Origin of the sequence: Streptomyces sp. NPDC088730 (assembly GCF_044751215.1) — a bacterium.
GTDB lineage: Bacteria > Actinomycetota > Actinomycetes > Streptomycetales > Streptomycetaceae > Streptomyces.
Window position 1 is genome coordinate 153326 of the sequence record NZ_JBIVLK010000014.1, and the last position, 12895, is coordinate 166220.

Consider the following 12895-nt stretch of genomic DNA (forward strand, 5'->3'; position numbering starts at 1 on the left):
CGGAAACGGTGCCGGAGAGAGCGCCCGTCCCGCTGTCGTCAACTCCGTGCACGACGTGTTCATCCGCGCGACGGGTCCACCGCGGAAGACCGGTCGCCGGGGCGGTGGGCGGATAGCGTGGCGCGCTCCGGAGCACCGTGCTCGGTGTGGGCGAAGGGGCGGTCAGCCATGCGGAGAACGTGTGTGATCGGAGCGGGCCCGTCCGGTCTGGCCGCGAGCAAGGTCCTCGCCTCGCGCGGTGTTCCGTTCGACTGCTTCGAGGCCGGTTCGGGCATCGGCGGGCTCTGGCGGTACGGCAACGACAACGGCATGTCGGGGGTGTACGCGTCGCTGCACGCGAACATCTCGAAGGAGAGCATGTCCTTCTCCTCGCTGCCGATGCCGGAGACCTATCCGGTCTTCCCGCACCACAGCAGAGTCCTCGCCTACTTGGAGGACTACGCCGCGAGATTCGGTCTGCACCGCCACATCACGTTCGGGACCGAGGTCACCTCGGTGCGGCCCCTGGGCGACGGCGGCTGGGAGGTCGGCCGCCGCCGCCGCGGAGCCCCGGCGGCGGAGGCGACGACGCAGCGGTACACCGAAGTGGTGGTGGCCAACGGGCACCACTGGGACCCGCGCCTGCCCGCACCCGCCGTGCCGGGGGCCGAGGAGTTCGAGGGGTCCGCCCTCCACTCGCACGCCTACCGCTCCCCCGAGCCGTACGCCGGCCGGCGGGTCCTGGTGATCGGCATGGGCAACTCCGCCTGCGAGATCGCGGCGGAGATCTCGCGAACGGCGGCCCGGACCTTCCTCTCCGCCCGCACCGCGACGCACGTGTTCCCCAAGATGCTGCTCGGCCGGCCGGCGGACCACCTGGTGCGGAGTCCGCTGTCCCGTATCCCGCGATTCCTCAAGGGCCCGGCGATGGCGCTCCTGCTGCGCCTGAGCCGGGGCGCCCCGGCTCAGTACGGGCTGGCCGAACCGGCCCTGGGGCCCCTCGCCGCCCACCCGTCCACCTCGGACGAGCTCCTCGTCCAGCTGGCCCGGGGCGCGGTGACGCCCAAGCCCGGCGTCAGCTCCTTCGGCCGGGACACGGCTTCCTTCACGGACGGCAGCCGCGAACCCGTGGACGCCGTGGTGTACGCCACCGGATACTCCCTCTCCTTCCCCTTCCTCGACCCCGCCGTCTTCGCGGCCCGGGACGGCCGCACGGAGCTCTATCTGCGTACCGTGCCGCCGGGGCTCCCGGGTCTCTACTTCATGGGGCTGGCCCAACCCGCGGGCGCGGCCTTCCCGTTGCTCGAACCACAGGCGGAATGGGTCGCCGGCCTGATCACGGGAGCGGTCGCCCTGCCGTCGCCGCAGGACATGACGCGGGCGATCGGCCGCGAGCGGCGGTCGCACGAACGCGCCTACGCGCCCAGCTACCGCCACGGGATCGAGATCGACGTCCGCTCCTACGAGCGGGCCCTTCGCCGGGAGCTCCGGGCGGGCCGGCGCCGAGCACGCGGTGGCCTCCCTCCCGTGCCCGCGGTGGCCGTCGCCCGTCCCGGTCCGGCGGTCGAGGTCCCGTGAACCGATCCGGTCGACGACCGGCCGCGCCCGCCCGGCCGGGCTCAGACCTGCGCCGTGCCCTCTTCCAGCTCGCCCACGGCCCGCTCCCACAGCTCCGGCAGCGACTCCCCGTGCGGAAGGGCGCCATCGGCCACGAACGACACCTCGGCCCAGTCCCCGAAGAACGACAGCCCCACCCCGAAGAGGTGTCCGGGCACGACCAGGGGCAACAGGGCGGTGCCCGTCACCTGCGTCTCGCCCAGGCTCCCCTTCTCGGCCAGCGGCATGGAGGTGGCCATGACGTTGGTGACGCGCGGGGAGAGTACCCGTCGCAGGTACCACTCGGTGGGGCGGCCCGGCATGAACCGGACCAGGTCCTGCATGGCCTGCCGCCATGTCTGGCCGCGCAGCTTCCGGGTCGCCGCCATGACATGGTCCAGCCGCCGCAGCGAGGCGTCACCGGCGCCGGTCCCGTCCGGGTCCTCGCGGCCGGTCCGCACCGGCAGCTCCAGCGGCACGGCGAAGCAGCGGTTCCCCCACGTCTGGTCCTCGTCGGGACGGCGTGCGTCGATGGGCAGCAGGGCCGTCACCCGGGGCAACGGCACGCCGGAGCGGGCCGACCAGACGGACAACGCACCGGCCAGCGCGGCCAGATGCACGTCATGGGCCGAGCCGCCGCGTGCGGCGCCGATCCGGCGCAGAGTGTCCGCCGGTACCCGCCCGCGCCACAGCCGCCGCTCCCCCGAGGGGGTGAAGACGGCATCCGGGCGGTGCCCGCGGACGGCGAGGGTGCCGGCGACGAACTTCGTGGCCAGCCCGACGGCCACGCCCACCCGCCGGGGCACCCCGGCCCGACGGCTCCGGTCCGAGACCGGGCGGGCCGACGGCTCCCCCTCGCCCAGCATGGCGCGGAAGGTCATGGCGGCGGCCGAACCGTCCTGGCAGGCGTGACGGAAGCGGTAGCACACGGCGTACGCGTCGGGTTCGTGCCCGTGGACCAGCCAGACCCCCCACAGGGCACCGGGCGCGAACGGCGCGTTGAGCGCGGTGTGCAGCGCGGAGTCCCAGCCGGCGGGGCCGTCGGCGACCACCTCGTGGACATGCTGGTCGATGTCGAACTCCGCGTCCGGCTGCCACCGGGACCGCCGCCCGCCCGCGACCCGGCTCGTGTGCAGGGGCAGCCCGCCCAGGCGGAAGCCCACGTACGCGCGAAGGTCCGACAGGGCCGGGGCCGGACCACTGAGGTACGCGACACCACCGGCGTCCCAGCGGACATCGGGCCGCCGCCGCTCCATGCGGAGGAACGCGCGATCGACCGAGTGCGTCGGATGGCGGGGCGAGGGAATGAACGGAGCGGGACGCCCGGCGGACGCGGGCCGACCGGGCGGCTCGGGCCGAACCGGCTCGGGCCGAACCGGCTCGGCGGACTCGGCGGACTCGGCGGGCTCAGCCGACTCAGCCGGCTCGGCGGACTCAGCGGACTCAGCGGACTGTTCAAGATCAGGCATGGGGATTCGGGGCTCCGATTCTGGCCGAGGCCATGGCAGGGCAACCGCGGGGCCGCGGTCGGGTGACAGCGGCGGCGGCAGGCGGGACGGGTCGGGAGGGACGGGCAGACGGCAGGAGGTCACCGACGCCGGGTCGTCCGCCCCGGCCGACCGCGGCGCAACGCCTCGCCCCGGACCGGCCGCACAACAGAATGGCCACCGGACGGAGCCGGCCCGTCCGGCGCCCGTACGCCGCAACGCCCTCGACGAGCCGGTCCGGCTCGGAGTCCGGAGTTGCCGGCCGCAGCCGCCTCGCAGGCGCCGGCGGCCCGTATGCCCGTGCCGCGGCTGGTCTGCCGCCCCGCGCGGCCGGCCGCCGCGAAGGACGCCACGGGCCTCGGCGGGACCGTCCAGGGCCCCCGGCCGGTCCAGGGCCCTCACCGGCAGGTTCCCCCGAAAGGAGGACGGCGCCCGTACGGCTCCGCCCGTATCCCGCCGCCGTGTTCGCCGGGCGGCCCGTCCCGGGGCGGAGTCCCACCGGACCGGGCCGCGCGCACCCTCCGCGGTGCGCCGTACTTCGTTCGGGTGAGCAGGGGGAATCGGGGCTCTCGGCCCGCCCGCCGTCTGACATTGTGTGCCGTGCGCCGGAGGTCACCGGCCTGGGGCAGGCCCGGGGAACCCCTGCCGGACGGGGGCACCGGAACACCCGCGAGCACCGAACCGCACCGCGCGATGCGACCTCCAGTGGCACTCGGCCCGCAGGACGGCCAGTGTCATCCCGCTCCGCACGCACCCGGTCGCCGCAACGGCGGCACCCCCGCCTCCGCACCCGGTCCCGGGAACGCCCTCTCACCGCCCTTGGAGCCACACCCGTGCACGTCGCCCTCACCGGCGCCACCGGATTTCTCGGACTGCGCCTGTTACGCCGCCTGCTCGGCACGCACCCGTCCGTGACGGTTCTGGCGCACGCGGGATCGGCCGACGCGCTGCACCGCATCACCCGGTTCTTCGAACTGACCGGCTCACCCGAGGCGTTCACCGCCGAGCTCCCCGGCCGGCTGCGGGTGGTGGAGACCGATCTGGCACAGCCCCTGCTGGGCCTGTCCGGGCGGCACTTCCAGAAGCTGGCCGACGGTCTGGGCGCGATCTGGCACAGCGCGGGCAGCATCAACCTGGAGGGGGATCTCCCCGAGATGCGCCGGATCAACGTCGAGGGCACCCGGCAGGTGCTGGAGCTGGCGGCCGCGGGCCGCCGGGCGCCCCTGGTCCGCCACGTGAGCACCGCCTTCGTCGCCGGGGCGCGGCGGGAAGGAGTGGCGTACGAGGACGAGCTGGACGACGCCTGCGGCTTCGAGAACGCCTACGAGCGGTCCAAGTTCGAGGCGGAGCTGCTGGTACACGCGTGGTCCCGGAAGCACGGCCGCCCGGCCCTGGTCCTGCGGCCGAGCATCCTCGTCACGGATCTTCCGCCACACCCCGAACTGCCCTCGCACCCACTGCAAGTGATCGAACGGATCCTGCGGGACGCCCGGTGTACCGCAGGCCCCGGAGTATCCGGCCGGCCGCTCGTCCGGACGGTGGGGCATCAGCGCGGGCGGCTGAATCTGCTGCAGGTGGAGCACGCGGCCGAGGTCATGGTGCGGCTGGCCGGCCTGGCGCCCTCCGGCGGCGTCGACACCTACCACGTCGTCCACGACCGCGATGTGCCCGTTCCCACGGTCGTGACCCTGCTGGAGCGGCTGGTCCCGCTCGCGATCGACCTGGTCGCCGCAAAGCCGGACACCCCGTCGGCGCTGGAGGCCCTGCTGGAGTTCTATCCGGGTATGACGGCCTACCTCGCCCACCGGCGGCGGTTCGACGACACCCGGGTCAGGACCAGGCTGGGGGCGTCGGCGGCCTCCGCCCCGGTGGGCCTCGACTACCTCTGGTCCGGTCTGGCCCCGAGAGGCCGGCCCCTCGCCCCGGCGCCGGGCGGTTCCCCGGCCGTCCTTCCACGCGCCTGACCAGCAGCCCCGTACGCCTGACCAGCTCAGGTCCTCTCCCGTTGGAGCCCTCGCGTGTCCGTCCTCAGCGTTCCCGGCGCCCCCGCCGCGTCCCCACCGGTCTTCCCGCCCGTCCTCGCGCCCGTCTTCTCGCCGGAGGAGATCACGGCCCGTGCCCGGCAGATCCGCAGACCCGTCCACGTGGTCGGTGGGCCGGACGGCCGTGAGCTGGGGATCGCGACCGGCCCGGTACCCGACGGTCCGGTGCTCGGCACGCTGCCGCCGCTCTACCCAGAGTGGCTCGGCGGCCGCACCTTCTGCGAGGCACACGGCGTCCGCTTCCCCTATGTCGCGGGGGAGATGGCGAACGGCATCGCGACCACCCGGATGGTCGCGGCGATGGCACGGGCGGAGATGCTCGGCTTCTTCGGGGCAGGGGGGCTGGCCTACCCCGAGGTGGAGCGAGCCGTGCACACCCTCGCGCGGGAGCTGGACACCCGCGCCAACTGGGGCGTCAACCTCATCCACTCACCGGCCGAACCGGAACTGGAGTTCCGCGTCGCCGAGTTTCTGGTGGGCGCCGGAGTCCCCCGGATCTCCGCTTCGGCCTTCATGGAGCTGACCCCGGCCGTCGTGCTGTGCGCCGCGCACGGGCTGCGCCGGGACCCGGACGGCTCCGTCGTCCGGGGCACCCGCCTGCTCGCCAAGGTCTCCCGGCCCGAGGTGGCCGAGAGGTTCCTCTCCCCCGCCCCGGCCGTGCTGCTGGACCAACTCGTCGCGCGGGGGAAGCTGACCCGGCAGGAGGCGGAGCTGGCGGCTCTGGTGCCGGTGGCGGAGGACATCACCGTGGAGGCGGACAGCGGCGGGCACACCGACAACCGGCCGCTGCAGGCACTGCTGCCGAGGATCGCGGCCCTGCGCGACACCCTGTGCCGCCGGTTCGGCTACCCCCGGCCGGTCCGGCTCGGCGCGGCCGGCGGCCTCGGCACACCGGACGCGGTGGCCGCCGCCTTCGCCCTCGGCGCGTCCTACGTGGTCATCGGCTCCGTGAACCAGACGGCCGCAGAGGCGGGCCTGTCCGACGAGGCCAAGACGATGCTCTGCGACGCGGACGTCTCCGATGTGGCCATGGCACCGGCGGCCGACATGTTCGAACTGGGCGTGAAGCTGCAAGTGCTGTCCCGGGGAACGATGTTCGCCCAGCGGGCCGGGCGGCTCCATTCCGCGTACCGGGCCCACGGTTCGCTGGAGGAGATCCCGGCCGCGCTGCGGGCCTCGATCGAACGGGACGTGCTGCGCGCCCCGTTCGACGAGGTCTGGCAGCGCACGCGTGCGTTCTGGGCCCGGCGCGATCCTGCGGAGATCATCCGTGCGGAGGCAGACCCGAAGCACCGGATGGCCCTGGTCTTCCGCTGGTACCTGGGGAGTTCCAGCCAGTGGGCGATCACCGGCGAGGCGTCGCGGCGGGCCGACTACCAGATCTGGTGCGGTCCGGCGATGGGCGCGTTCAACCGGTGGGTGGCGGGCACCTTCCTGGCCGCCCCGGCGAACCGGTCCGTGGTGCAGATCGCGCTCAACCTGCTCGAAGGGGCCGCGGTGGTCACTCGCGCCCATCAACTGCGCACCTACGGCGTCCCCTTGACGGCCGAGGCGTTCAGCTTCCCGCCGCGTGAGCTGGCGTGAGCGGGACCGGCGCCGCCCCGGCGTCAGCAACGACAGCCCGATCCGGAGGAGAGACCGTGCCCGACCCACCCCACCGCCAGGTTCCCGTCGCCGTGGTCGGCGTCGGGGCCCTGGTGCCCGGCGCGACGGACGCGGCCGGCTACTGGCGGATCGTGACCACAGGCCGCGATCTGATGACCGAGGTGCCCGCCTCGCGGTGGAGCGTGGCGGACCACTACGACCCGGACCCGGCCGCTCCCGACAAGACGTACGCCCGGCGGGGGGCGTTCCTGCCGGAGGTGGACTTCGACCCGATGGCCTACGGGGTGCCGCCCGCCACCCTGCCGACGACGGACACCTCACAGCTGCTCGCCCTGATGGTCGCCGACCAGGTGCTGAAGGACGCGAGCGGGCCGGCCCTGGTGGACCGGGACCGGACCGGTGTGGTCCTCGGCGCCGCCGCCCTGGAACTGCTGCCGCACATGTACGGGCGCGCCCACCGCCCCGTGTGGCTCGCGGCACTGCGGGAGAGCGGGCTCGGTGAGACCGAGGCACAGGCCGTGTGCGACCGCATCTCGGCCCGGTTCGCACCGTGGCGGGAATCGACCTTCCCCGGACTGCTCGGCAACGTCGTCGCGGGCCGGGTCGCCAACCGGTTCGACCTGCACGGCATCAACCACACCACCGACGCCGCCTGCGCCAGTTCGCTGGCGGCCCTGTCGACCTCGGTCGGTGAACTGTCCCTCGGCCGGGCGGACCTGGTGATCAGCGGAGGCGTGGACACCGGGAACGACATCGGCATGTTCCTGTGCTTCTCCAAGACGCCCGCCCTGTCTCCCAGCGGCGACTGCCGGCCGTTCTCCGCCTCGGCCGACGGCACCATGCTGGGTGAAGCGGTGGTCATGTACGCCTTGAAGCGGCTGGCCGACGCGGAGCGGGACGGCGACCGGATCCACGCCGTCATCCGGGGCATCGGCACATCGTCGGACGGCAGGAGCACGGCGATCTACGCCCCGCTCCCCGACGGCCAGGCGCGGGCCCTGCGCCGCGCCTACGAGGAGGCGGGCTACGGGCCGGAGACCGTGGAGCTGGTGGAGGCGCACGGGACCGGCACGAAGGCCGGGGACACCGCGGAACTGGCCGCTCTCAGCGAGGTGTTCGGCGCGACGGGCCGTACGGACGGCCAGTGGTGCGCCATCGGCTCGGTCAAGTCACAGATCGGCCACACCAAGTGCGCGGCGGGCGCGGCGGGGCTGCTGAAGGCGGTCATGGCCCTGCACCACAAGGTGCTGCCGCCGACCGTGAAGGTCGACCGGCCGAACCCGGCGGCCGCCGCCGCGGACGGCCCGTTCTACGTCAACACCGAGACCCGCCCCTGGGTGCGGCCCGCCGGGCATCCGCGCCGGGCCTCGGTGTCGAGCTTCGGCTTCGGCGGCAGCAACTTCCACGTCACGCTTGAGGAGTACGCGCCCCGCGGCGCCGAGGGCCGTACGGCGCTGCGTCACCGCGTCGCCCCGAGCGAGCTCGTCCTGTTCAGCGGCGATTCCCCGTCGGACCTCGTGGCGCCGAGGGCCGACGGTATCCGTCCGCTGGCCGCGCTGGCACGGGAGAGCCACGGCTCGTACTCGCCGGCCGCCCGGATGCGGCTGGCCGTCGTCGCCACCGATGCGGAGGACCTGCGGGAGAAGCACGCGCAGGCCCTGGCGCTGATCCGGCGGCGTCCCGGCGACGCGTTCTCCACCCCCGCCGGTGTCCGGTACGCGTGCGGTGACGCCGAACCCGGACGGATCGGCTTCCTGTTCCCCGGACAGGGGTCCCAGTACGTCGGGATGGGCGCCGGGCTCGCGATGCTGGCACCGGCCGCCCAGGCCGTGTGGGACCGGCTGGGCGGTACCCGCTTCGACGGACGCCCCCTGCACCGGGCCGTGTTCCCGCCGCCCGCCTTCACCGACGGGGAGCGGGCCGCCCGGCGGGACCTGCTGGACGCCACCGAGTGGGCGCAGCCCGCGTTGGCGGTGCACGCGCTCGCGCTGCTGGCGGTGGTGGGCGAGCTGGGGCTGCGGCCGGACTGCGTGGCGGGGCACAGCTTCGGTGAACTGGTGGCGCTGCACTGCGCGGGAGTTCTGGACGCCGACTGGCTGGTGGATCTGGCCCGCCGCCGCGGTGAGCTGATGCGCGACGCGGCACTCGCCCCGGGCGGGATGCTGGCGGTGGCGGCGGACCGGGTTCACGTGGCCCGGGTGCTGGCCGGTGGCGGGTTCGGTGACATCTGGCCGGCCAACCACAACTCCCCGCTCCAGGTGGTGCTTTCCGGCTCCTCGGAGGCGGTCGCACGGGCCGAGAAGGCGTTCTCGGCCGACGGGACCGGCACCCGGCGGCTGGCGGTGTCGACCGCCTTCCACAGCCCGCTGGTCCGGCCGGCCGTCGAGCCGCTCACCGGGTACCTGCGCACGGTGCCTCTCACCGGGCCCCGGATCGACGTCTACGGCAACGCGGACGGGGCTCCGTACCCGTCGTCGCCCGAGGAGGTACGCCGCCGGATCGCCGACCATCTCGCCTCCCCGGTGCTCTTCCAGGACCAGATCGAGGCCATGTACGCGGCCGGGGTACGGACCTTCGTCGAGGTCGGCGCGGGCGCCGCGCTGACGGGCCTGGTCGGACAGATCCTCGGTGACCGCGAGCACGCGGCCGTCCCCCTGGACCGGCAGGGCCGGCCCGGCACCGACACCCTGCACGCCGCGCTCGGGGAACTCGCCGTACGCGGAATCCCCCTCGATCTCGACACTCTCTGGGCGCCGTACGCCCACGAGGGACCAGCGAAGGAGCACGAACCCCGAATGACCGTGAAGATCAGCGGAGCCAACTGCGGTCAGTTCCCGGCGCCCCGCACCGCGCCCGCAGAGCCACCACCCGCTCCGGAACAGGAGCCCGAGCACCGGCCCCGGCCCGCCCCCGTACCCGTACCCGTATCCGTATCCGCGTTCGCGTCCGACACCCCGGCGGTTCCCATGCCCGCGTACGTCCCCTCACCGGTCCACCCCCCGCAACCGTCGGAGTACGGACCCGCTTCCGCACCGTGGCAGCCGGAGCTCGAACGGGTGCCCGGAGTCGAGGCCGCCGCCGACGGCAGCTGGTACGCCGCCGTCGAGAGTGTCCAACGGCAGACGGCGCAGGCCCACGCGGCGTGCCAACGCATGCTGACGGACAGCCACATCGCCTTCCTGCGGATGACCGAGACGACCCTGGCGGCCATGCTCGGGCAGCCGCACCCGGGCGGGGCCGCCGAAGTACCCGCAGCCGGGGCTCCGGAGGCGTACGCCGGCGGAGAGCTGGACGTGTCCGGCGCCGCGCCGCCGCTGCCGCTCCCCCGCTCCTCCTCGCCGCGCCCCGCACCGGCACCCGGACCCGGACCCGGACCCGGACCGGCCCCGGTGGCTCCGTCGGCTCCCTCGGCTCCGGTCATGGACGCTGTGCCGGCAGCGGTGCCCCCGCCCACGTCCGCACCGGCAACCGCCCCTGCCCCTGCCTCCGCCCCCGACGATGGCGATGGCGATGGCGCGATGCCCCTGTCGCCCCCGGAGCTGGAGGAGTTGCTCCTGTCGGTGGTGGCCCGGCTGACCGGCTATCCCACCGCCATGCTCAACATGGACATGGAGCTGGAGGCGGACCTGGGCGTCGACTCGATCAAGCGCGTCGAGATCCTTTCTGTCATGCGCCGAGAGGTGCGCGACGTGGGAGCGGGCGACATCGGCCGGCTCGGCAAGCTCCGTACCCTGCGCGAGATCGCCGACGCGCTGACCGACGGCGCCCCGTCTCCCGGGACCACGGTGCAGGAGGCCGTCCAGCCCCCCGCGTCCTCCGGAAGCACCGAGGTCACCGCCGCCGCGGCATCCGCACCGCCCGCACCGCCCGCCCGGCCCCGCGAGCGGACGCCGCTGACCAGGCTGGTCCCCCGCGCCGTGGAGTCGCCACCGTCCGGACTGGCCACGGCGGGGCTGCTGGACGGACCCGTCGTGGTGACCGGCGGCGGGTCGGCCCGGTCCGCGATGGCCGGCCTCGTCGCGCGGAAACTGGCGGACCACGGCGTGGACGCCACCGCGCTGACGGACGTGCCCTCGGACGCGCACGCGGTCGTCCACCTCGGCGCGCTCACCTCTGACGCCGCACCGGAGGAGGCACGGGAGGTCCACCGCTCCGCCCTGCGCGCGGCGCGTGCGGTGGCCGCGGCACGGACCGCCGGGGGCGGCGGGCTGTTCGTGACCGTCCAGGACACCGGGGGCGACTTCGGACTCGGAGGCGGCGAACCCGGCCGTGCGTGGCTGGGCGGAGTCGCCGGTCTGGCCAGGACGGCGGCGAAGGAGTGGCCGGACGCCTCGGTCAGGGTCATCGACTGCCGGCGCGGCGGCCGGGGCGACGAGGAGGTCGCGGCCGCGATCGTGCGGGAACTGCTGGAAGGCGGAACGGATCCGGAGGTGGGCCTGCGCGCGGACGGCACCCGCACCCTCGTGCGGCTCGTCCCCGGACAGGTGACGCCCGGCGGCGCACCGCGGATCTCGTCCGATTCGGTGATCGTGGCCACCGGAGGGGCCCGCGGGGTGACCGCCGCGGCCCTGCTCGACCTGGCCAGGGCCCACCGGCCGCGGATCGTGCTGCTCGGCCGGACCGAGCCTGCCGCCGAGCCGCCGGACCTGGCCTCAGCCACCGAGGAGCCGGCCCTCACCCGGCTGCTCGCGGAACGCTCCGGCCCGGACGCGGCGGGCACGTCGCCCGCCCGGATCGCGGAGCGGGCCCGGGAGATCCTGGCCGCGCGAGAGGTGCGGGCGACGGTGGCGGGGCTGGAGGCGGCAGGGTCGCCCGTCCGGTACATCCGGGTGGACGCCCGCGACGGTGACGCCCTCGCCGCCGCCCTGTGCGACGTACGCGAGGCCTGGGGGCCGGTCACCGGCATCGTGCACGGCGCGGGGGTACTGGCCGACAGCCGGATCGCCGACAAGACCGACGAGCAGGCCGAGCTGGTGATGTCCACCAAGGTGGACAGTCTGCGGGCACTGCTGGCAGCGACGGCGGACGACCCCCTGGACACGATCTGCCTCTTCTCCTCGGTGGCCGCCGTGTTCGGCAATCCGGGCCAGGGCGACTACGCGATGGCCAATGAGGTGCTCCAGCAGGTCGCGTCGGCCGAGCAGTCCGCCCGGCCCGGCTGTCTGGTGCGGTGCGTGGCCTGGGGCCCCTGGCAGGGCGGCATGGTCACCCCGGCCCTGGCCGCGCACTTCGACCGGTCCGGAATCCCGCTCATCCCCCTGGACGAGGGCGCCGAGGCCTTCACCGCCGAGCTGGACGGCGCCGCCGGAGAGGCCCGCGTCGTGCTGTCCGCCGGGGACGATCCGGCCGCCCTGTCCCCGGCGGATGACCGGCGTCGCGCACAGGTGCTGCTCCGCTCCGACACCCTTCCGCAGCTGGCCGATCACGCGCCCGCCGGGGTTCCCGTGCTGCCCGTGGCCATGGTGCTGAACTGGTTCGCCGCCGCGGCCACGGCCTGGCTGCCGGATGCCGGACAGCTGGTTCTGCGCGATCTTCGGGTGTACAGGACGTACACCCTTCCCGAACTGCGGGACGCGGGCCACCGGATCACCGTGGCCGGCGGCCGGGCGCCCGGTTCGTTCCCGGAGCTGGAGGCGGAGCTGCTGGGCGAGGACGGCTCGGCGCACTTCCGGGCGGTACTGGACAGCGGGGACGGCAGCCCCGATGCGGCCGGCTGGGGCACCCCGGACGGCCTGGAGCCGCTCGCGCGGGCCGAGTCGTACGACGGGAAGGTCCTCTTCCACGGCCCCCGCTTCCAGGCACTGCGCTCGGTGCGCGGCGTCTCGGAGCACGGCGCGGAGGCGACCGTAGCGGGACTGCGCGCCCTGGACTGGCCGGGTGGACACTGCTGGCCGCTCGATCCGGCCGCTGTGGACGGCGCGCTGCAACTCGCCCTGCTCTGGGGCGAGGAGGTGCTCGGCGCGGCGACGCTGCCGATGGCGGTCGCCGAGTGCAGGGTGCACCGGCGCGGTCCGGTGGACGGCACCGTGCGGTGTGTGGTGCGGGGACGGAAGGCCCATGACACGGGGGCGCGCTGCGACGCGGCGCTGATCGACGCCGACGGGTCCGTCCGGCTGGAACTGATCGGAGTCGAACTCGTCCGCCGCCCCTCCTGACCCCGCCCCTCCTGATCCCGCCCCTCCTGAT

The 12895-nt window shown here is 74.7% G+C and carries 5 protein-coding genes; 4 read left to right on the top strand and 1 reads right to left on the bottom strand.

The genetic code is table 11. The annotated features are described in order from the left end of the window. The first annotated feature begins 183 nt into the window (after positions 1-183). Positions 184-1557: a flavin-containing monooxygenase gene (locus ACIP89_RS31110; protein WP_402117806.1), complete on the top strand. Its 1374-nt coding sequence runs from the start codon at positions 184-186 to the stop codon at positions 1555-1557. A gap of 41 nt (positions 1558-1598) precedes the next feature. Here the strand turns inward: ACIP89_RS31110 and ACIP89_RS31115 are convergent, their stop codons facing one another. Next, a complete protein-coding gene (locus tag ACIP89_RS31115; RefSeq protein ID WP_402117807.1) occupies positions 1599-2831 on the bottom strand; it encodes a wax ester/triacylglycerol synthase domain-containing protein in 1233 nt (410 codons plus the stop codon). A gap of 1064 nt (positions 2832-3895) precedes the next feature. On the opposite strand from ACIP89_RS31115, the gene ACIP89_RS31120 reads away from it, so the two are divergent. Genes ACIP89_RS31120 through ACIP89_RS31130 form a run of 3 tightly spaced genes read left to right on the top strand, consistent with a single transcriptional unit; the run spans position 3896 to position 12864 of the window. Then, positions 3896-5026, top strand: a complete 1131-nt coding sequence (locus ACIP89_RS31120; RefSeq protein WP_401925047.1) for an SDR family oxidoreductase — start codon at positions 3896-3898, stop codon at positions 5024-5026. Between the two features lie 54 nt (positions 5027-5080). Then, positions 5081-6688 carry a PfaD family polyunsaturated fatty acid/polyketide biosynthesis protein gene (locus ACIP89_RS31125; RefSeq protein ID WP_402117809.1) on the top strand — a complete coding sequence of 536 codons (1608 nt, stop codon included), beginning with the start codon at positions 5081-5083 and terminating at the stop codon, positions 6686-6688. A gap of 56 nt (positions 6689-6744) precedes the next feature. After that, positions 6745-12864, top strand: coding sequence for an SDR family oxidoreductase (locus ACIP89_RS31130; protein WP_402117811.1), 6120 nt, complete (start codon positions 6745-6747; stop codon positions 12862-12864). Positions 12865-12895 lie beyond the last annotated feature (31 nt).

Excerpts from the sequence above, each read along its gene's own strand:
- ACIP89_RS31115 (WP_402117807.1), bottom strand. The coding sequence starts at position 2,831 with ATGGAGCGGCGGCGGCCCGATGTCCGCTGGGACGCCGGTGGTGTCGCG.